The following is a 19,223-nucleotide window of genomic DNA, read 5'->3' as shown; positions in this document are numbered from 1 at the left end:
CCTACAACGGCAGATAGTGCTCGAGCTCGTACGGCGTCACCCGGCCGCGGTACGCATTCCACTCGGCCCGCTTGTTGCGCAGGAAGTAGTCGAAGACGTGCTCGCCGAGCGTCTCCGCCACCAGCTCCGACTTCTCCATCTCGACCAGCGCGTCGGCGAGCGACCCCGGGAGCTCGCGGTAGCCCATCGCCCGCCGCTCCGCCTCGGTCAGCGCCCAGACGTTGTCCTCGGCCTCGTCCGGCAGCTCGTACTCGTTCTCGATCCCCTTCATGCCGGCGGCCAGGAGCACCGCGAACGTCAGGTAGGGATTGCACGCCGAGTCCGGTGTACGGATCTCGACGCGCCGAGACGACGCCTTGTTCGGCGTGTACAGCGGAAGTCGGATCATCGCCGAACGGTTGGCGCCGCCCCACGTCGCGGCCGTCGGCGCCTCGTCACCGTAGATGAGCCTCTTGTAGCTGTTGACCCACTGGTTCGTGACCGCGCTGATCTCCCCCGCGTGGTGGAGGATACCCGCGATGAACTGCTTGCCGACCGTCGAGAGCTGCATCGGGTCGTCGGGGTTGTGGAAGGCGTTGGTGTCGCCCTCGAAGAGGCTCATGTGCGTGTGCATCGCCGAGCCCGGATACTCGCTGAACGGCTTCGGCATGAATGTCGCGCGCACGCCGTCGCTGAACGCGACCTGCTTCACCAGATAGCGGAAGGTCATCACGTTGTCGGCCATCGACAGAGCATCGGCATAGCGCAGATCGATCTCCTGCTGACCCGGCGCACCCTCGTGATGCGAGAACTCCACGGAGATGCCCATCGCCTCGAGCGCGTCGATGGCGTGTCTGCGGAAGTTCGGTGCCAGCGCGTGGAACGCCTGGTCGAAGTACCCGCCCCGGTCTGCCGGGACCGGCGGTGTGCCGTCGATCGGCTTGTCCTGCAGCAGGAAGAACTCGATCTCCGGATGGACATAGCAGGTGAATCCCTGGTCGGCGGCCTTGTTCAGCTGCCGCCTCAGCACATTGCGCGGATCGGCCCACGACGGCGAGCCGTCGGGCATCGTGATGTCGCAGAAGATGCGCGCCGAGTACAGGTCGCCCTCGTCGCGCCAGGGCAGGATCTGAAACGTCGACGGATCGGGCTTGGCGACCATGTCGGCCTCCGAGACCCTTGAGAAACCCTCGATCGCCGAGCCGTCGAATCCGATGCCCTCGGCGAACGCGCCTTCGAGTTCGGCCGGCGCGATGGCCACCGACTTCAGATACCCGAGGATGTCGGTGAACCACAGCCGGACGAAGCGGATGTCCCGCTCTTCGAGGGTGCGCAGCACGAATTCCTGTTGGCGGTCCATACCCGAACCTTAGAGGCCCGCGGTTACGCGCGTGTTACACCCGCGCAGATGCGATCGGTCGTCGTCGACGACCGCCGCGCATCGTCGATGCGCCTCCGCCGGCGTGTGACCAATCCCACCGACGTGCGGGTTCATCGCCCACCGACGCGGTGGAACAATCGAATACGTCCACACCAACCCGGGTACCCGCACCTGCGGGACTCGAGGCAGAAATGAGGCAGATCATGTCGGATGCATCCGTTTACGGCTCCACTCCGGTCACGAGCACGCAGGCGCCCCGCCGCGCGACTCGCGTCCACCATCTCGCGCAGTGGAAGGCCGAGGGCCACAAGTGGCCGATGCTCACCGCGTACGACTTCTCCACCGCCCGCATCTTCGACGAGGCCGAGATCCCCGTCCTGCTGGTCGGCGACTCCGCCGCGAACGTCGTCTACGGCTACGACACCACGATCCCGATCACCAACGACGAGCTGATCCCGCTGGTGCGCGCGGTCGTCCGCGGGGCCCCGCACGCCCTGGTCGTGGCCGACCTTCCGTTCGGCACCTACGAGGCGAGCCCCCAGCAGGCGCTCGAGAACGCCGTCCGCTTCTTCAAGGAGGGCGGCGCGCACGCGGTCAAGATCGAGGGCGGCGAACGCGTCGCCCCGCAGATCGCCGCACTCACCGCAGCAGGCATCCCGGTGATGGGCCACGTCGGATTCACCCCGCAGAGCGTGAACGGTCTCGGCGGTTTCCGCGTGCAGGGCCGGGGCGACGCCGCCGACCAGCTGATCGCCGACGCCATCGCCGTGCAGGAGGCGGGCGCGTTCTCCGTGGTGATGGAGATGGTGCCGGCCGACATCGCCGGGCAGATCACCCGCAAGCTGACCATTCCCACCGTCGGGATCGGGGCGGGCAACGAGACCGATGCCCAGGTGCTCGTCTGGCAGGACATGGCGGGCTACACCCACGGCAAGACCGCCAAGTTCGTCAAGCGGTACGCGGCGGTCGGCGACGAGCTCCGCGAGGCCGCCCGCGCCTACGCGACCGAGGTCGCGACCGCCGCCTTCCCCGGCCCCGAGCACTCTTACTGAGCCGACGCCCGACCGTCGCCCGACCGGCGTGCGGCTGAGGGCGTCCGCGTAGTCCGACGAGATCCGCGGTGGCGCAGACACCGCGGATCTCGCTCGACCACGCGGATGTCGTCGGACCGCCTAGGCTTGGACGCATGCGCACCCTGTACCCGCCGATCGACGCCTACGACTCCGGACATCTGAACGTCGGCGACGGTCAGGAGATCTATTGGGAGGCTTCGGGAAACCCCGACGGCAAGCCGGTCGTCTTCGTCCACGGCGGCCCCGGCGGCGGGACCTCGCCGAAGCAGCGGCAGTTCTTCGACCCGGCTCGGTACCGCATCATCCTGTTCGACCAGCGCGGCTGCGGACAGTCGCGGCCGCACATCGCCGACGGCGCCGATCTGTCCGTCAACACCACCGCACACCTCATCGCCGACATGGAGCGGCTTCGCGCCCACCTCGGGGTGGACGCGTGGCAGGTGTTCGGCGGCTCATGGGGATCCACCCTCGGCCTCGCCTACGCTCAGGCGCATCCCGATCGCGTGACCGAACTGGTCCTGCGCGGAATCTTCCTGCTCCGGCGCAGTGAGATCGACTGGTACTACAACGGCGGCGCGGCGAACATCTACCCCGACGTGTGGGAGACGTACCTGGACCCGATTCCCGAAGGCGAGCGCGACGCCGACCTCGTCGCCGTCTATCACCGCCTGCTGAACGGCGACGACCGCGCGCTGGCGCAACGCGCTGCGACCGCCTGGAGCACGTGGGAGGGGCGGACCAGTTACCTTCTCCCCCAGCATGACTCGGACCAGAGTGACCGGTTCGACCTCGCCTTCGCGACCATCGAGAACCACTACTTCGTCAATCACGGATTCCTCGAAGAGGGACAGCTGCTGCGGGACATCGGCGCCATCTCACACATTCCGGCCGTGATCGTGCAGGGTCGATACGATGTGGTCTGTCCGATGCGCAGTGCCTGGGATCTGCATCGGGCGTGGCCCGGCGCCCGACTCGAGATCGTCGACGACGCGGGCCACGCGTCGTTCGAGCCGGGCATCGTGCACCACCTGGTGGAAGCGACCGACCGATTCGCGCGCAGGAGTGTCTGACATGAGTGCATCCCATTCCATCGAGATCGAGCTGAAGTTCGACGTCGACGCCGGACTGCCCGCACCCGACCTGTCCGATCTGGTCGCCGGCGGATCCACCGCCGAACCCGAGACCTATCTGCTCGAAGCCACCTACTTCGACACCCCGGACACCCTGCTCGCGAAGAACCGGATGACCCTGCGCCGCCGGACCGGCGGCACCGACGCCGGATGGCATCTCAAGCGCCCGTCGTCGGTGCCCGGCGGCCGCAAGGAGACCGCCGTCGGGTTCGACGACGCCGACCAGGAATCGGTCCCCGCCACCCTGCGAGAGCAGGTGCTGACCGTCGTCCGGTCCGAGCCGCTGATTCCGGTCGCCACCATCACCACCGACCGCACCGTCACCGTCGTCCTCGACGCGGACGGCGTCTCCCTCGCCGAGTTCTGCGAGGACATCGTCTCCGCGGAGTCGCTGCTCCCCGGCGGTTCGGTGAACCGGTGGGCCGAGTGGGAGTTCGAGCTCACCGGCGGCGACGCGAAGCTCCTCAAGCACGCCAGGAGCGCGCTCCGCTCGGCCGGCGCACGCGAGGCGTCCAGCGTCTCGAAGTTGGCGCGAGCCATCGGCACGCAGCCGCACGACGACCTCATCCGGGCGCTGCCCAAGAAGGCGACCGCCCTCGGACTGGTCCAGTACGACCTCGCCACCCATCGCGACGCCCTCCTCGCCTGGGATCCGATCGCGCGCGAGAACGGTCCCGACGCGGTCCACCAGATGCGGGTCGCGTCGCGCAAGATCCGCTCCATCCTCACCTCGTACCCGGGCGTCATCGCACCGGAGGCCGCGGCGCCCGTCGCCGAGGAACTGCGCCGCCTCGCCGAGGTGCTGGGCGACGCCCGCGATCGGGAGGTCCGTCTCGCCGCCAACGAACATCTCCTCGCTCGGGAGAACCCGCCCGCCGACCTGGTGAAGGCGCTCATCGACGACGAGCGCACGCAGCACGAGCGAGCGCTCAAGTCGATGCGCTACGCGCTGTCCACTCCTCGCTACCTCCGCCTGCTCGACGACCTCGACAAGCTGATCGACGCACCGATCCCCGGTCCCGCCGCGCGGCGCGACGCCCGCGACGTGGCGGCCGACGCGATCGGTGGCGCGTACGCGCGAATGGTCAAGGCGGAGAAGCGACTCCGCAAGCACACGCCGTGGTCTCCGGAATGGGTCGAGCAGTTGCACACGATCCGCAAGCGCGCCAAGGCGGTCCGATACACCGCCGAGTCGGCCGAGCCGCTCGGCAAGAAGGCGTTCGCCAGGGCCGGGAAGGACGCCAAGCGAGTCCAGAGCCACCTCGGCGTCTTCCAGGACACCGCGGTGAACCGCGCACACCTCGCCGAGGTGGCCGCCGATCCGCAGTTGAGCCGGGAAGCGCTCTTCGTCCTCGGTCGCCTGGACGCGCAGGAGGAGTCGCGAGGGCGGCGTGCGGTGAAGAAGTACCGCCGATCCCGGTGACGCGGAACCTCACACCGCCCGGAACGACACCTCCGGCACCGACGGATCGGCGGCGGTCACCTCCACGACGCAGCGCGTGCCCGCGTCGGGCGCGTTCTCACATCGTGCGACGATCGCCGGTGACTCGATGAAGATCTCCGGCGCCCGCTTGCCGTCGCGGCCGCGCATCACGACGGCGTCGAACCGCTGGCCCACCTGGTCCGACAGCACGACGGACTCGGTGAGGTCGACACTCTTGCGCTCCGCGGTCGCTGCGACCGAGTCCGATCCGCTCATCGTCTTGGGCAGTGCGGGCAGCGCGGTCAGCGCCCAGTCCGGCACCGCGTCGCCCGCGGTGACCGCCAGGCACGCCTCGGTGGCGAAGCGATCGCCGAGTCGCCGAAGCGGCGCGGTGACGTGGGCGTACAGCCCGCCGACGCCGGCGTGCTCGAGCCGCTCCACCGGGAGTCGCGTGGATTCGGCGTCGAGCGCCAGGTACCCGGCTCCGCGCATCAGTCGCGCGCCGACGCTCATCAACGCGAGTGTCGTCGGTGCATCCGGTTGCAGTGTCGCGAGGAACTCGCCCGGGGAGAATCCGTCGGTCCACGGGATCTGCAGGTGCTGCGCCGCGCGCCGGAGATCGGCCACGGCGTCGTCGGACGCCGGCGGCAGCGTTCGCAGCAGGCCGACCCCCGCCTGCTGCTGAATCCGGCCCGCACACATCCCGATCAGCAACGACACCTGTGCATTCCACTGATCGGCGGGGGTACGCGGGGCCAGCCGCAGCGTCCACGCCCGCCCCGGCTCGTGCGGCACGATCTCCTGGTCGGGCAGATCGAGCTGCACCGATCCGCGTCGCAACGACCACGCGAGCCTGGTGCGGCCGAAGTCCGGCAGCGCGGCGACCGCGGGGTGCAGACGACCGGCGTCGAGGTCGGCCATCACACCCGCGTAGTCGAGGCGAGCGCGCGAGGTCACCGTCGCACGCTGTACCTCCACCGATCGGCATTCGCCGTCGGCCGCGACGTCGACGGTCCAGAGCACCGCCGGTCGGGGCTGTTCGGGCAGCAGTGACCCGACGCCTTCCGACAGCGCCCGCGGATGCAGCGGAACGCTCCCGTCCGGGAAGTAGATCGTCTGGCCACGCCGGCGGCTCTCCAGATCGAGCGCGCTGCCCGGCTCCACCAGCGCCGCCACGTCGGCGATCGCGTAGTGGACCAGGAAGCCCGCGTCGTCCGATCCGTCGTGCCGGACCACCCGGACCGCCTGATCCAGGTCCTTCGATCCGGGCGGATCGATGGTGACCAGTTCGAGGTCGGTGCGGTCGATGCGAGCGTCGGCGAATCGGTCGACTGCGGATGCCGCCTGTCGTTCCACCTCGGCGGAGAACCCATTGACGATCCCCATGTCGCGCCGCAATCGAGCGAAATCGATCGCCGGCGCCCGCATCCTGCGCTGCATGGTTCTAGAGCATAGAGCCGGGATCAGCCCGCTGGTGTGACAGTCACCTTGCCGTCGACGAAGGTGATGGCGCCGTTGTCGTAGGTCTGCTTCAGACCGCCGTCCGCCTGGCTCTCCTCACTCGTCGGGTAACCGAGCCTGCCCTCTTCGTGATTCAGCGTGCCCCACTCGTCACCGATCTTCCCGTGGACCGCGTACACCTCGCCGGACTTCGGATTCTGGTACAGCGAACCGTTCTCGAAAGTGATGAACTCTCCGCCGGTCTTGAGCTTCACGACGGGGCCGAGGGGCTTGCCGAGGTAGCCGTCCGGTCCCCCGCGGGTACCGTACGATTCGGCGATCGCCTCGTTCGAGATGGTGACCTGCTGCCCGTCCGCGGTCGTCAATTCGGTGTCGGTCTTGATCGCGGTCGGCTTCGACGATCCCGCCCCGTTCTGGTCCGAGGCTCCGGTGCCGCCGTTCTCCGAACTGGCCGCGGCCGGCGTCGACGAGTTCGCCGCCGAGTCGTCGTTCGACGAGCACGCGGTACCGAGCAGGCCGATCGACCCGACGGCGGCCACGACGATTGCGGCGCGCTTGGCATTGACGTTCATAGATTTCCCCCTGGGTGTGCGGGTGTCCGACGCACGCCGTTCCTCCCCGGACGCGCGTCTGGCGAATGCTATGTCGTTCGATCCGATGACACGACCGGACGATGTGCGTGTCGGGACGAATGGGCGATACGCGGCGGGTGACGTACCCGAATCGTGATCGCCGATTGACCTGACCGTGACGCCACCGAGCGGTGAGAGCGAACGAGCCGGCGTGTAAGCCGGATCCTGTCCCGGTCCGAGGGCCGGGGGCGACCATCCATCTGGACACACCGTCACCGGGTGCCTCAAGCAGCCAACCCGCGAGCTCGGACGAGCAGTCCTCGATCACTCGCGCACTCGCACACGCCTTGCGGCGGTGCGAGCTTCGGCCTTGCTCCGGGTGGGGTTTACCGAGCCGACGCGGTCACCCGTGTCGCTGGTGCGCTCTTACCGCACCGTTTCACCCTTACCCGCACGTCAGACGTGCGGGCGGTCTGTTCTCTGTGGCACTGTCCCGCGGGTCGCCCCGGGTTGCCGTTAGCAACCACCCTGCTGCTGTGGAGTCCGGACTTTCCTCGACTCGGGCCTGCACGACCGATCGTGCGGTTCCCTCGCCGCGGCCGCCCGGCCGGCTCGTTCGCGAGATCAAGAATAGCCCCCGGAGTCCGGGGACGACGAATGGCCGCGTCTACTGCAGATGCGCGGTGTCGTTGACGAGCCGGACCACCGAGCCACCGTCGGGATAGAACTCGACGATGGAGATCGACGCCAGGTCGAGGTGCAGCCGAAAGAGCAGTTCGGGGCCGACGGTGAGCGCCTGGCGCAGCATCGTCTTGATCGGCGTGACGTGCGAGACGGCCAGCACCGTCCGGCCGGGGAATCGACTGACGATGTCGGCTCGCGTGGTCGCGATCCGCTCGCCCACCGCGGCGAAGCTCTCACCGCCGGGCGGCGCGACCGCCGGGTCGCCCAACCAGCTGCGGTGCAACTGCGGATCGCTCTCGGCCGCCTCACGGAACGTCAGCCCCTCCCAGGCGCCGAAGTCGGTCTCGATCAGCCCGTCGCAGACCTCGACCTCCAGGCCGAGAGCGTCGGCGGCCGCGCGCGCGGTCTCCACGGTCCTGGTCAGCGGCGAGGACAGCACCGCGTCGATCGGCCCGAGCGCACCGCACCCGATTCGGGCACCCGCGGCGGCGGCCTGCGATCGCCCGAGGTCGGTCAGCTCGGGGTTTCCGCGCCCCGAGTAGCGGCGGTCCACCGACAGCGCCGTCTGCCCGTGCCTCAGCAGGACGATCCGGGTGGGCTCGGCCATCTGCCCCTGCCAGCTGGGCGCAGCGGAACCGCTCACTCGGGCGACCCCGGCTTGGGCAGACCCGACTGCTCGGTCCGCACCATGATCGCGCCGCATTCCTCGCACCGCAGCACCTCGTCATCGTCCGCGGCGGCGATGCCCGCGAGCGTCCGCGGGTCCATCTCCATCCGGCACGCACCGCACCGGCGCTGCCGCACCAGTCCGGCGCCGACCTTTCCCTGACTGCGAAGCTTCTCGTAGATCGCCAGCAGGGCCGCGTCGATTCCGTCGGCGGCCGCCGACCGCTTGGTCTCCAGATCTTCGACGCGCTCGTCGACCGCGATCCCCGCGGCGTCGCGACGAGAGATCAGATCGAGTTCGCGCTCGGTGGCGTGCAGCAGGGCCGCCTCCGTGCGCTCGGCTTCGACGCCGGTGGCCTCCTGCTGCTCCATCACCTCGAGCAGTTCGGTCTCCAGCGCTTCGGCTCGACGCTCGAGTCCGGTCACCTCGTGCTGCAGTTCCGAGAGCGCCTTGTGGTTGAGGGACCCCGAATCGATCTGCGACCGGTCGCGTCGCAGGTGCTCCGACGTCCCGGTCAGCTCGGCGTCCACCCGCTCGTACTCGGTCTGCAGATCGTCGACGGCCACCTGGGCGCGCGCCCGGTCCTCGCGAATGGTCTCCATCTCGGTCGCCAGTTCGGCCAGCGCGGCGTCCTCCGGCAGGTTGCGGCGCTCGTGGCGCGCCTTGGCGATGTCGGCGTCGAGTTCGGCGAGATCGAGCAGCTGCCGCTGCTGAGCGTTCGGAACCTTCACGAGTTCTCCTTCGAACCGGGGACCACCGCAAAGGGGTCGGTAGCGTCTTCAAAAACAGTTGCCTGGCAACCGATCTCGGTCAGGATATCGGCGACGGTGGCGCACCAGGGGAATTCGGTCGCCCAATGTCCGGCATCGACCAGGGCCGGACCGGCGGTGCGACGCGCCTCGTCGACCACGTGATGCCGCAGATCGCCGGTCAGGTAGACGTCCGCGCCCGCGGCGGCCGCGGCGCCGATCAGGGAATCGCCCGCACCGCCGCAGACCGCGACGGTCTCGATCCTGGCATCGGGATCGCCCGCTCCCCGGATCGGCCACGACGCCTTCGGCAACACCCGGCCGGCGTGATCGACGAAGTCCGCGAACGTCATCGCGGTCGGCAGCCTGCCGATCCGTCCCAGACCGACGTCACTGCCCACGGCGGCCTGCTCGAAGACGTCGAACGCCGGCTCCTCGTAGGGGTGCGCCGCGCGCAGCGCTTCCAGCACCATGCCCCGGCGACCGCGCGGCGCGACCATCTCGAGTCGCTCCTCGTCGACGCGCGTCAGGTTCCCGACGGCGCCGACCGCGGGCTCGGCCCCGTCCATCGGCAGGAATTGGCCGGTGCCGACCACGCTCCACTGGCAGTCGCGATAGTCGCCGATCGCGCCGGCACCCGCACCGAACATCGCCTCGCTGACCTGGTCGGCATTGCCCTCGGGCACCATCACGATCCACTTGTCGAGCGGTGCGACGGGCTCGGCCGCCAGCGGGACCGTATCCAGGACTCCGAGGACCTCGGCGAGGGCGTCGGACACCCCGCTGCGCGCCTTGTCCGCATTGGTGTGCGCCGAGAACAGTCCGCACCCACCGCGGATCAGCCGGTGCACGATCCGGCCCTTCGAGGTATCCGCGGCGACCGACGTGGCCCCGCGCATCAGCAGCGGATGGTGCGCGACGATCAGCTCGACGCCGTCGGCCAGCGCCGCGTCCACCACGGCGTCGGTCACGTCGACGCAGACCAGCACCCGGCGTGCGGACTCCGCGCGATCACCGCACACCAGACCGACCGCGTCCCAGCTCTCGGCCAGACTCGGCGGGTACCTGCGTTCCAGTTCCGCGACGACGTCGCTCACCCGGGGACTCATCGGACCTCGCTCTCCGCGCCGCGGCGCTGTCGGACCTCTGCCATCACATCTTGCATCGCCGCGATCAGCGCGTCGGTCTGTTCCGGTCCGCGGACCGCGATCCGCAGGTGGTCGGCGTCGAGCCCGACGAAGTTCGCGCAACTCCGCACGGCGATGCCGCGGCGACGCAGGCCGTCCTTCACCTCGAGCGCGTGCGGCACCCGGACCATCACATATGATGCGGCGGGCGGCCCGGCAGGCACCAGCCCGATCGTCGCGAGGCGGCCGAGCAGACCGTCGCGATCGGCCGCGACTCGGCTGGCCTGCTCGCGCGCGTATTGCTGACCGGTCGGCCCCAGGCATGTCTCGAGCGCCACCAACGCCAGCGTGCCGAGCGGCCAGTGCCTGCGCCCATGCTCCAGTCGTCCGACCACCTCGGCCGACGCGAGGAGATAGCCGGCACGCAGCCCGGCGAGCGCGAAGGTCTTGGTGATGGATCGGATCACGATCAGGTCGTCTGCGACCTCCCCGGCCAGCGACTCCGGCTCGTGCCTGCCGTCGGCGCCGACGGTGAGGTCCGCGAAGGCCTCGTCCACCACGATGATCCGTCCGGGACGACGCAGGTCGTCGATCTGCGCGCGGCCGTGCAGCACCGAGGTCGGATTGGTGGGGTTGCCGAGCACCACCAGATCCGCGTCGTCGGGCACGACCGCCCCGCCCAGCGTCCACGGCTCGGCGAGGACGACGTCGGAGATCCGGGTGCCCGCGGCCTCGAGCACGCGCCGGGGCTCGGTGAACGACGGCTGGATCAGCGCCGCGTGGCGTGCATTCAGCTTGGCCAGCAGCTCGAAGCCCTCAGCGGCGCCACCGAGCAGCAGCACTTCCGACGGGTCGCGGCCGTGAAGGTCGGCCACCGCCCGGGTCGCCGCGTCGACGTCGGCAGTGCTCGGATAGGCGCCGAGATCGGCGATCCGGCGGCCGAGCGCCGACGCCAGGAAGTCCGGTGGCCCCGGCCGGACGTTCACCGCGAAATCGAGGACGCCGGGCGCGGCGTCCTCATCGCCGTGCCGGTCGGGGTCGAAGAGCTCGGCGGAGCCCGGCAGCGGATTCCCCGGTGGGTTCACAGTGCCCGATGTCATGATCGTCGACACTACGTGCACGATGGGTCGGGTGAGTTCCAGCCCCGCGCCCGTGCGCGCCGACGACCCCGGCACCGTCCTGCTGTTCGATCTCGACGGCACCATCACCGACAGCCACGAGGGCATCACGCGGTCCTATGTCCACGCGCTCGGGCGAATCGGTGTGGAGGCGCCGTCCGCCGACTTCCTGCGCGGGATCGTCGGACCGCCGCTGCGGGCCTCCATGGCGGCGTACGGTCTCGACGACGCGCAGATCACCGCGGCCGTCGCCGCCTACCGCGAGCGCTATCACCGGGTCGGCTGGTTGGAGAACCGGGTGTTCGACGGCATGGGCGAGCTGATCGCCGACCTCGCCGCCGCGGGCCGGACGATGGCGGTCGCGACCAGTAAGAACGAGCCGATCGCGCGCCGGATCGTCGAGCATTTCGGGCTGGCACCGTACTTCACTCACGTTGCCGGTGCGAGCGACGACGGCACACGCCCGACCAAGGCAGACGTCATCGATCACGTGCTGGACGTATTACAGTCGAATGTGACAACGCCACGAGTCGTGATGATCGGCGATCGATCGCACGATGTACTCGGAGCGGCCGCACACGGCATCCCGACGATCGGGGTGAGGTGGGGATACGCTCCGCCGGGGGAACTCGAGGCCGCCCAGGCCGCCGCCGGACTCGGCCGCGTGGCCGGCCGCACGACCGACCAATGGACCGTCGACTCGGTCCAGCGATTGCGTGAGGAACTCGGTGTCTGACAACTCGCCCCGCCAACTGCACGTGTGCTTCGTCTGCTCCGGCAACATCTGTCGGTCCCCGATGGCGGAGTCGATCTTCACCGCCGCCGTCGAAGAGGAGGGCCTGACCGATCGGGTGCGTGTCAGCAGCGCAGGCACCGGCGGTTGGCACATCGGCGAACCCGCCGACAATCGCGCGCGCACCGAACTCCTCGCCCACGGGTACTCCGACCATCACGTCGCCGCTCAGCTGACCCCGGACCACCTGTCCGCGGATCTGCTGGTGGCGGCGGACTCCGGCCACGTCGCCGAATTGGAGCGCAAACGCCTCGGCGACCGTGTTCGACTGCTGCGCAGTTTCGACCCCCACGCCGACGGTCCCGACGTCCCGGACCCGTTCTACGGCAGCCCGGCCGATTTCACACTCGTCCGCGAGCAGATCGAAGCCGCAGTTCCAGGCCTTCTGGCGTGGGTGCACGCCACGTTGGCCGACGACGCCTGACGGGCGAGCACACGACGGCCAGTAATCTGGAGCCGTGCGTGTGCTCAAGTCTTTCCTTCGGCCCGGATGGCTGCTGCTCGCGGTCTTCGTGGTCACCTTCGCCGCAGCCTGCTTCACGGTGCTGGCGCCGTGGCAGCTGGGCAAGAACTCGGACACCGAGCACCGCAACGATCTGATCCGCACCGCCGAGTCCACGCAGCCGGTCCCGATCGATGAGCTGGCCCCCGCCGGACGACCGCTGGACCCCGATTCCGAATGGCGGGAGGTCCGGGTCACCGGACACTACCTCGACGACAAGCAGGTGCAGATCCGCCTCCGCGTCGTCGACGAGCGGCCTGCGGTCGAGGTCGTGACGCCGTTCCAGGTCGCCGGTACCGATCGCGTCCTGTTCGTCGACCGCGGCTACGTCCGGCCCGTTGACAACAACCGCGTCGACGTGCCGCCCGCCCCCACCGAAGAGGTGACGATCACCGCGCGGCTCCGGAAGACCGAGAGCACCAGCCCCGGCAAGGAGCCGCGTACCGAGAACGGCGTGCGAACGGCCTACACGATCGACACCGGGCTGATCGGCGAGAGCACGGCACTGACGAGCGACCGACTCTATCTCCAGTTGTCGCCGAATCAGCCGGGATCGCTCGGGGAGATCGCGCTGCCGCAGCTGGAGTCGGGGCCGTATCTCTCGTACGGCCTGCAGTGGCTCGCGTTCGGAGTGATGGCGCCGCTCGGCGCGGCGTACTTCATCTACTCGGAGGTCAAAGCCCGTCGGACAGCGAAGCATAACGCCGACGACGCCGGCTCCGATGCCCCGCCTCCGCCGCCGCGCAAGGACCGCGACCGGATTCGCGACGAGCTCCGCGGAGCGAGCACCTACTCCGGCAACGACATGGTCGCCAAGGAGACCGCCGAGATCGGTGGCGGCGCGGTCGCGGACGACTCCGATCAGGATGTGAAAGCGAAACTGGCCCAGCGGTACGGCAAGTAGTGCGTCGATCCGCCGTTCGCCCGGCTGTGACGCCGTCGCCCGTACCGCCCGCCGGCGAGCGCCGCGTCAGCCGAAGAGACCGCCGAGCAGATCTCCGAGAGAACCGGACGACGATCCGCCGCCGACGGAACCTGTTCCGGGATCCGGTGCCGCGGCGCAACCCGTGACGGTGATCGTGCGCCACTGGCGGTCGCCGAGCCATTCGGGCTGCTCATTCGGCGTCTGCCCGTTGTTCCCGGGTGGACCGAGGACGATCCGGTAATCGACACGGTGGGTCGCGGCATCCGGGTTCGGCAGGGCCGGCTTGAACTCGCCGGTCGGATTCTTGAGGTCCTGGATGTAGGTCGCCGTCACCGGATCACGGTCGGAGACCATCGTCCGATTGTCGACCGTGTTGGCGGGAACCTCGTCCGGCCAGGTCGGCGAGTTGGCCTTCGAGGACATTCCGCCGGTTCGGTAGACCGGGAAGTCGATGCCAGCAATCGTCCGGCCGTCCTCCTCGTCGACTCGCCAATCGATGGTGTATGTCGTCACGTTCGTCTTGTTGACGATCGAGAACTCGGCGCGGCAGCCACCGAGATCACGTGCGGAGAAGGTGACCGCCCCCTCGGGAGATCCGGGCGCAGGTACCGCGCTCGCGGGCCCTGCGACAGCTGCCACCGTGGCCGCTGCGGCCACAACTGATCCGAGGGCCACAGCGGACCGATTCATCCGATTCATCATCGATTCCCTTCGATAGTCGAACTCGGGCGAAAGTAGCAATCATTCCGATTCCGGCTTCGGCTACCGGTGAGTAGTCAGCTATTCAGGGGGCGCGCCCTCCACCCGACGACCGCAGCGCACAGATCTGCCACGGTCAGCGCAGATGCTCAACTGAACGGCTTGAAGATCGAACCGAAGTCGAGTGAGCCGAAGTCGAGCGACCCTCCGGTGGAACCGCTCGAGCCCCCGCTGGAACCGTCCGACGAGCCGCCACTGGACTCACAACCGGTCACCTTGACCGAAGCCGGCGGGACCCGGTCGGCTGTCTGCGGACCGTTGTTGATTCGGAACCAGATCGTGTATGAGCCGTCGTCGGCGACTGCAGGCGGTGCCGGGTTCTCCGCTTCGCGGGGATCGATAGTCGCACTCGACTCGTAGCCGTCGGGCTGGGCGCTCGAGTTGTAAGGCGAGCCAGGCCATTTCGCGACACCGTCCGCAACCTCGGAATGCAGGGGCGGATCGCCGATCCATCTGGCGAACGGCCAGTTGGTTCCAGTCGACGGGACCTCTCGCCACGGCGAGACGAAGTCCGCCGGATCCGAACCGTTCGCAGGCGGCGGTCCCTCCTGGTCGAACCACCAGTCGGGCTGGTAGTACGTCGTGTTCGTATAGTTCGTCAGCGTGATGGTGACAGTGCAGTCGCCGTTGTCGTGTGCCGAGAGCGCGGTCCCCTTCCCGGCCGCGCCCGCAGTCCCCGGCGCCGCGGCCAGTACGGCGACCACCCCCGCGACCGACACTCCAACAGCCGACAAACGCAGATTCCGTGTCATGTTCCACCTCTTCCGCGGACGACATGTGGAGTCCGCGCTACCGCGAACAGTAGTCCGGCGAAGCGACGGTTCCGGCGTTTCCACCGAGAAGCAGCAGTTCAGCCCATCCACCAACGCCCGCCCACCGCCAAGGCCGCGGCCGCCGCCTGAACTCGCCGTGACAGTACGACTGCCGCACGCAGGTCCGCGGCAGTCGGAGCATGGCCGTCCCCTAGCGTCGGCCGCTCCTCCGTCCCGTGAGCGTAGATGGTCCGGCCGCCCAACTCGATGCCCAAGGCCCCCGCGAACGCCGCTTCGACGACTCCCGCGTTCGGACTGGGATGTTTGGCGGCGTCTCTGCGCACCGCCCGCCACGCGTCGCCCGGACGGCCGCTCACGACCGCGGCGATCAGCGCCGTCAGCCGTGCCGGGACGAGGTTGGCGCCATCGTCGATCCGCGCCGCCGCCCAGCCGAACCGGAGGTAGCGCTCTGAGCGGTAGCCGATCATGGCGTCGAGGGTGTTCGCCGCCCGATAGCCGAGCAATCCCGGTGCACCCGCGACCGCGCCCCAGAACAGCGGCGCGACCGCCGCGTCGGAGGTGTTCTCGGCGATCGACTCCACCGCGGCCCGGCAGATCCCCGATTCGTCGAGCAGGTTCGGGTCCCGGCCGACGAGACCCGAGACGAGCCGTCGCGCCTCCTCGATGTCCCCGGCGTCCAGTGCGTCCGCGATCTGCTCGCCGACGGTGCACAGGGAGGTCCCGCCCAGGGCGGTGAACGTCGCCGCCGCAGTTCCCAGCCAGCCCGCCCTCCGGGCGAGTGCTCCGGCTGTCGCCGCCGCGCCGATCCACCCGACTGCGAAGGCGGCTCCGACCGGTCGGCTGTCGGTGTACGTCAGCCGCTCCACACGGGATACGGCAGTCCCGAATCCGGCGACCGGGTGATAGCGCTGCGGGTCCCCGACGGCCGCGTCCGCCGCCGCGCCGACCACGAGACCCACCGCTTCCGACCGATTCCTGCGCATCAGGTGATCGTATCGACGCGATACCATCGGCTTCGATGGCCACCGCACGTCCCGAGCCCGAACCCGGCTCCTTCGACATCTCCACCGGCACCGCCGAGCTGACCTCCGACCGCGAGGGCGGCTGGCTGCTCTCGGTCAACGGCGCGCAGAGCAGCCACATCGCGGCCGACCCCGAACTCCTGGAGTTCGAGTACATGCGCCAGGCCGTCGCCGCCATCGAGGACCGTTACCCCGACCGCGCCGAGCCACTCCGCGTCCTGCACCTGGGTGCGGCGGCGTGCGCGCTGCCGCGTCATCTCGCGCACGCCTACCCCGAGTCGCGACACGTCGCCGTCGAGATCGACGCCGAACTCGCGAGGCTCGCCCGCGAGTGGTTCGACCTCCCCCGCGCTCCCCGCCTGCGCATCCGCGTCGGGGACGCCCGCGAGGTGGTCTCCGATCTGCGGGCGCAGACGCGCGACGTCGTCATCCGCGATGCCTTCGCCGAGAGCCTCACCCCGACACACCTCAGGACCGTCGAGTTCACCGAAGCCGTCCGGCGCGTGCTCGTTCCCGGCGGTCTCTACATCGCGAACTGCGGCGACCGCCGCGATCTGCGCTCCGTCCGCAGCGAGGTCGCGACCATCGGTGAGGTGTTCGACGACGTCGCCCTGATCGCCGATCCGTCGATGTTCAAGGGCCGTCGCAGCGGGAACATCATCGTCGTCGCCTCCGACGGCCCGGTGCCCGACTCGGCCGAACTCGAGCGCCGCCTGCGCGCCGACCCCGAGCCCGCTCGGCTGATGACGGGCGCCGCCGCCCGCTCCTTCGGCTCCGGCCCGATCCAGCGCGACGTACCCGTCGAGTGACTGCCGGTTGAACTCACGCCGACCGTAACGGTGGTCGGAATCGCCCATACGCGTAACAGTGAGAACCCTGCGGGTGTGGCTGAGAGGCAAGGCAGCGGTCTGCAAAACCGTGCGACGCGGGTTCGAATCCTGCCATCCGCTCTACTGTCCGTCATCCGCGTACCGAACCTGCATCCGCGCCTGTCCGGGTGCACGCGGATGCAGGTTTGGTACGCGGATGCAGCGAATGATGGTGCGCGCAAAGGGATTCGAACCCCTGACCGCTGGTGTGTAAGACCAGAGCTCTACCGCTGAGCTATACGCGCCTCGCCGAGAACGTGGCTCGGCCCACACCAAGATATCGGCTGGAAGGTGTCCGGCCCAAACCGGGATGTGCGCGACGACGCGGACTAGCGTGGACGGCGAGCCCTCAACGTCTGGAAGGACCCCCAGTGACGACCATCGTTCCGCAGGAACCGCTGATCACCGCACTCGAGACCCAGTGGAAGGTGATCGACGACCTCGCGTCGTCGCTGACCGACGAGCAGTGGACCGCGCCGTCGACGCTGCCCGGCTGGCAGGTGCGGGACATCGTCGCCCACATCGTCGGCACCGAATCGATGCTGGCGGGTCTGCAGCCGGACTCGACCATCGACGCGAGCACCGTCGAGCACGTGAAGAATCCGATCGGTGAACTCAACGAGCGGTGGATCGACCACTACCGCGCTAGGTCCCGCGACGAACTGATGGCCGACCTGCGTTCAGTGACCGCGGACCGCAGCAAGACGCTGCACGGAATGACCGAGGGACAGTGGGACGCCGAGTCGGCGACGCCCGCCGGCCCCGACTCGTACGGGCGGTTCATGCGGATCCGCGACTTCGACTGCTGGGTGCACGAGATCGACATCCGCGACTCGCTCGGCCTCGGCGACCCGCAGAATCCGGAACCCGCGCACTGGGCACTACGCGAGATCGAGGCCTCGATGCCGTACATCGTCGGCAAGAAGGCACGCGCCGAAGTCGGCAGCACGGTGTGCTTCGAGATCACCGGCGTCTACCCGTTCACCGTCTACATCGCGACCGAGGACCGCTCGGCGGTCGTGCCGGGGATCGACGGCGAGCCCGATGTCACACTGCGGCTCGACGGCGCCGATCTGGCCCGCTGCGCCGGCGGCCGACCCGCAGCCGAGAACGTCGACGTCGAGGTCTCCGGCGACACCGTGCTCGGCGCCGCGGTGATCCGCAGTCTGCACTATCTGATCTGAAAGAGCCGGTTCAGAGGTTCCCGAAGGTCGTCCCAGGTCGCCGGTTCCGAGCCCGGGCGGGCGCGGGGAATGTGACCCATCCGACACCGAACCGCGTTGCCGCGGCTGTCGTGCGTCCGGTCCAATGGAGACATTGTGACTGCTGAGAACCCTGACACCACCCCGCCCGCACGTCGGAGCACGATGCGACGTGGACGTCGAGCGGCCGCAGTCCTCGCCGCGACCGTCGCCGTCTCGTCGATCGTCGCTCCGGCCGCGTCCGCCAAGACCGACGCGGCCGGCACGCTCGACGTGGTGTCTCGGGTGATCACCCAGGAACTCGGCACCCAGCGCGGGTTCTCCGACACCATGTTCGACGTCCCGTCGTACCTCTGGATGCTGACCCACCCGCAGGGTTCGGGCACGAAGAACCTGCCGCGTCCGAATCAGAAGACGATGTGCAAGACCGTCGTCCAGATCGGCGACTCGACCTCGGTCGGGCTCGACAACTCGCTGCGGGTGCCGAGCCCGTCGGACCGGATGACCGCGCAGTACCGGCGCGTCGGTGCGGAGAACGTGTATCTGGATGCCATCAACGGCCGCTCGGTGACGGAGCGTGTCGGCGGGCAGCAGAGCGGCCTGGAAGCCATCGGCACCGAGCTCGCGCACGGACGCGACGGCTGCTGGATCATCGCGCTCGGCGCCAACGACGCCGCCCTGATCGCACAGGGCAATCCAATCAACGCCGACCGGCGCATCGACCGGGTCATGCAGCGACTCGCCGGGCGCCCGGTGCTGTGGCCGACGGTCCGCACCGCGGGTCCGGATGTCCCGGACTACGCGAACTCGCACATGAAGGCGTTCAACGCCGCCCTGCGCCGCGCGGCGCAGCGATACCCGAACCTGCGCGTGTACGACTTCGCGAAGCACACCGACCCGTCGTGGTACGTCGATGGAGTCCACTACACGTCGGCGGCGATGATTCAGCGGAACCGACTGTTCGCCAGCGCACTGGCGACCTCGTTCCCCCGCCGCTGACGACCGACGCAAGAC

Annotated in this window: 19 protein-coding genes, 2 tRNA genes and 1 other RNA gene; 10 read left to right on the top strand and 12 right to left on the bottom strand. The window is 69.2% G+C overall.

Annotation, left to right across the window (positions count from 1 at the left end; translation table 11 throughout):
• Position 1: 1 nt before the first annotated feature.
• Positions 2-1,339 (bottom strand): type I glutamate--ammonia ligase, encoded by a 1,338-nt coding sequence (glnA, locus tag SCNU_RS05995; protein WP_009678455.1) that lies wholly within the window; start codon positions 1,337-1,339, stop codon positions 2-4.
• Between the two features lie 224 nt (positions 1,340-1,563).
• Between glnA and panB the strand changes: the two genes are divergently transcribed.
• The 3 genes from panB to SCNU_RS05980 all read left to right on the top strand — a co-directional run bounded on the left by panB (position 1,564) and on the right by SCNU_RS05980 (position 4,986).
• Positions 1,564-2,412, top strand: coding sequence for a 3-methyl-2-oxobutanoate hydroxymethyltransferase (panB, locus tag SCNU_RS05990; protein WP_009678454.1), 849 nt, complete (start codon positions 1,564-1,566; stop codon positions 2,410-2,412).
• 134 nt (positions 2,413-2,546) lie between these two features.
• The gene (gene pip / locus SCNU_RS05985; RefSeq protein WP_009678453.1) at positions 2,547-3,503 is read left to right on the top strand and encodes a prolyl aminopeptidase; all 957 of its coding nucleotides are present in this window, start codon (positions 2,547-2,549) and stop codon (positions 3,501-3,503) included.
• A 1-nt stretch (position 3,504) separates the two neighbouring features.
• The gene (locus tag SCNU_RS05980; RefSeq protein ID WP_009678452.1) at positions 3,505-4,986 is read left to right on the top strand and encodes a CYTH and CHAD domain-containing protein; all 1,482 of its coding nucleotides are present in this window, start codon (positions 3,505-3,507) and stop codon (positions 4,984-4,986) included.
• 9 nt (positions 4,987-4,995) lie between these two features.
• Here the strand turns inward: SCNU_RS05980 and SCNU_RS05975 are convergent, their stop codons facing one another.
• The 7 genes from SCNU_RS05975 to cobC form a co-directional block, all read right to left on the bottom strand.
• Complete coding sequence (locus SCNU_RS05975; protein WP_040517811.1) at positions 4,996-6,426, bottom strand: RNB domain-containing ribonuclease; 1,431 nt, start codon at positions 6,424-6,426, stop codon at positions 4,996-4,998.
• Between the two features lie 23 nt (positions 6,427-6,449).
• Entirely contained in the window at positions 6,450-7,019 is a 570-nt protein-coding gene (locus SCNU_RS05970) for an LGFP repeat-containing protein (RefSeq protein WP_009678450.1), read from the bottom strand.
• A 198-nt stretch (positions 7,020-7,217) separates the two neighbouring features.
• Positions 7,218-7,634, bottom strand: an RNA gene (rnpB, locus tag SCNU_RS19985) — RNase P RNA component class A.
• A gap of 52 nt (positions 7,635-7,686) precedes the next feature.
• Positions 7,687-8,310, bottom strand: coding sequence for a histidine phosphatase family protein (locus tag SCNU_RS05965; protein ID WP_009678449.1), 624 nt, complete (start codon positions 8,308-8,310; stop codon positions 7,687-7,689).
• Between the two features lie 32 nt (positions 8,311-8,342).
• Positions 8,343-9,101 carry a zinc ribbon domain-containing protein gene (locus SCNU_RS05960; protein WP_009678448.1) on the bottom strand — a complete coding sequence of 253 codons (759 nt, stop codon included), beginning with the start codon at positions 9,099-9,101 and terminating at the stop codon, positions 8,343-8,345.
• Positions 9,098-10,228 carry a Nif3-like dinuclear metal center hexameric protein gene (locus tag SCNU_RS05955; RefSeq protein WP_040517809.1) on the bottom strand — a complete coding sequence of 377 codons (1,131 nt, stop codon included), beginning with the start codon at positions 10,226-10,228 and terminating at the stop codon, positions 9,098-9,100. The genes SCNU_RS05960 and SCNU_RS05955 overlap by 4 nt, the downstream gene beginning before the upstream one ends.
• Positions 10,225-11,346, bottom strand: coding sequence for an Rv2231c family histidinol phosphate aminotransferase CobC (gene cobC / locus SCNU_RS05950; protein WP_139025843.1), 1,122 nt, complete (start codon positions 11,344-11,346; stop codon positions 10,225-10,227). The genes SCNU_RS05955 and cobC overlap by 4 nt, the downstream gene beginning before the upstream one ends.
• A 22-nt stretch (positions 11,347-11,368) precedes the next feature.
• On the opposite strand from cobC, the gene SCNU_RS05945 reads away from it, so the two are divergent.
• The 3 genes from SCNU_RS05945 to SCNU_RS05935 are packed head-to-tail and all read left to right on the top strand — an operon-like array spanning position 11,369 to position 13,563.
• Positions 11,369-12,100, top strand: a complete 732-nt coding sequence (locus tag SCNU_RS05945) for an HAD hydrolase-like protein (RefSeq protein ID WP_050792767.1) — start codon at positions 11,369-11,371, stop codon at positions 12,098-12,100.
• Positions 12,093-12,581, top strand: a complete 489-nt coding sequence (locus SCNU_RS05940) for a low molecular weight protein-tyrosine-phosphatase (RefSeq protein ID WP_009678444.1) — start codon at positions 12,093-12,095, stop codon at positions 12,579-12,581. The genes SCNU_RS05945 and SCNU_RS05940 overlap by 8 nt, the downstream gene beginning before the upstream one ends.
• Positions 12,582-12,615: 34 nt before the next feature.
• The gene (locus SCNU_RS05935) at positions 12,616-13,563 is read left to right on the top strand and encodes an SURF1 family cytochrome oxidase biogenesis protein (protein WP_040517807.1); all 948 of its coding nucleotides are present in this window, start codon (positions 12,616-12,618) and stop codon (positions 13,561-13,563) included.
• Positions 13,564-13,629: 66 nt separating this feature from the next.
• Here SCNU_RS05935 and SCNU_RS05930 read toward each other — a convergent pair whose 3' ends face one another.
• The 3 genes from SCNU_RS05930 to SCNU_RS05920 all read right to left on the bottom strand — a co-directional run bounded on the left by SCNU_RS05930 (position 13,630) and on the right by SCNU_RS05920 (position 16,099).
• Positions 13,630-14,274 carry a hypothetical protein gene (locus SCNU_RS05930; protein ID WP_238526388.1) on the bottom strand — a complete coding sequence of 215 codons (645 nt, stop codon included), beginning with the start codon at positions 14,272-14,274 and terminating at the stop codon, positions 13,630-13,632.
• Between the two features lie 158 nt (positions 14,275-14,432).
• Entirely contained in the window at positions 14,433-15,095 is a 663-nt protein-coding gene (locus tag SCNU_RS05925; RefSeq protein WP_050792766.1) for a hypothetical protein, read from the bottom strand.
• Positions 15,096-15,193: 98 nt separating this feature from the next.
• Positions 15,194-16,099: a cobalamin biosynthesis protein gene (locus SCNU_RS05920; RefSeq protein ID WP_040517864.1), complete on the bottom strand. Its 906-nt coding sequence runs from the start codon at positions 16,097-16,099 to the stop codon at positions 15,194-15,196.
• Between the two features lie 35 nt (positions 16,100-16,134).
• Between SCNU_RS05920 and SCNU_RS05915 the strand changes: the two genes are divergently transcribed.
• Together SCNU_RS05915 and SCNU_RS05910 are read left to right on the top strand one after the other, a co-directional pair.
• Positions 16,135-16,947: a spermidine synthase gene (locus SCNU_RS05915; protein ID WP_009678439.1), complete on the top strand. Its 813-nt coding sequence runs from the start codon at positions 16,135-16,137 to the stop codon at positions 16,945-16,947.
• A gap of 69 nt (positions 16,948-17,016) precedes the next feature.
• Positions 17,017-17,088: transfer RNA gene (locus SCNU_RS05910), tRNA-Cys, on the top strand.
• Between the two features lie 89 nt (positions 17,089-17,177).
• On the opposite strand, the gene SCNU_RS05905 is transcribed toward SCNU_RS05910, so the two are convergent.
• Positions 17,178-17,252, bottom strand: a tRNA-Val gene (locus SCNU_RS05905).
• A gap of 126 nt (positions 17,253-17,378) precedes the next feature.
• Here SCNU_RS05905 and SCNU_RS05900 point away from each other — a divergent pair.
• On the top strand, positions 17,379-18,191 hold the full coding sequence (locus tag SCNU_RS05900) for a maleylpyruvate isomerase family mycothiol-dependent enzyme (protein WP_009678438.1): 813 nt from the start codon (positions 17,379-17,381) through the stop codon (positions 18,189-18,191).
• Positions 18,192-18,326: 135 nt separating this feature from the next.
• Entirely contained in the window at positions 18,327-19,208 is an 882-nt protein-coding gene (locus SCNU_RS05895) for an SGNH/GDSL hydrolase family protein (RefSeq protein ID WP_238526387.1), read from the top strand.
• Positions 19,209-19,223 lie beyond the last annotated feature (15 nt).

Source organism: Gordonia neofelifaecis NRRL B-59395 (assembly GCF_000192435.1).
Taxonomy (GTDB): Bacteria; Actinomycetota; Actinomycetes; order Mycobacteriales; family Mycobacteriaceae; genus Gordonia; species Gordonia neofelifaecis.
This window is presented reverse-complemented; position numbering and strand designations above follow the sequence as displayed.

Bases quoted from the DNA above. Each gene is read 5' to 3' on its own strand.
- glnA (WP_009678455.1), bottom strand. From the start codon at position 1,339: ATGGACCGCCAACAGGAATTCGTGCTGCGCACCCTCGAAGAGCGGGAC.
- panB (WP_009678454.1), top strand. From the start codon at position 1,564: ATGTCGGATGCATCCGTTTACGGCTCCACTCCGGTCACGAGCACGCAG.
- pip (WP_009678453.1), top strand. From the start codon at position 2,547: ATGCGCACCCTGTACCCGCCGATCGACGCCTACGACTCCGGACATCTG.
- SCNU_RS05980 (WP_009678452.1), top strand. From the start codon at position 3,505: ATGAGTGCATCCCATTCCATCGAGATCGAGCTGAAGTTCGACGTCGAC.
- SCNU_RS05975 (WP_040517811.1), bottom strand. From the start codon at position 6,426: ATGCAGCGCAGGATGCGGGCGCCGGCGATCGATTTCGCTCGATTGCGG.
- SCNU_RS05970 (WP_009678450.1), bottom strand. From the start codon at position 7,019: ATGAACGTCAATGCCAAGCGCGCCGCAATCGTCGTGGCCGCCGTCGGG.
- SCNU_RS05965 (WP_009678449.1), bottom strand. From the start codon at position 8,310: ATGGCCGAGCCCACCCGGATCGTCCTGCTGAGGCACGGGCAGACGGCG.
- SCNU_RS05955 (WP_040517809.1), bottom strand. From the start codon at position 10,228: ATGAGTCCCCGGGTGAGCGACGTCGTCGCGGAACTGGAACGCAGGTAC.
- cobC (WP_139025843.1), bottom strand. From the start codon at position 11,346: ATGACATCGGGCACTGTGAACCCACCGGGGAATCCGCTGCCGGGCTCC.
- SCNU_RS05945 (WP_050792767.1), top strand. From the start codon at position 11,369: ATGGGTCGGGTGAGTTCCAGCCCCGCGCCCGTGCGCGCCGACGACCCC.
- SCNU_RS05930 (WP_238526388.1), bottom strand. From the start codon at position 14,274: ATGAATCGGTCCGCTGTGGCCCTCGGATCAGTTGTGGCCGCAGCGGCC.
- SCNU_RS05925 (WP_050792766.1), bottom strand. From the start codon at position 15,095: ATGACACGGAATCTGCGTTTGTCGGCTGTTGGAGTGTCGGTCGCGGGG.
- SCNU_RS05920 (WP_040517864.1), bottom strand. From the start codon at position 16,099: ATGCGCAGGAATCGGTCGGAAGCGGTGGGTCTCGTGGTCGGCGCGGCG.
- SCNU_RS05915 (WP_009678439.1), top strand. From the start codon at position 16,135: ATGGCCACCGCACGTCCCGAGCCCGAACCCGGCTCCTTCGACATCTCC.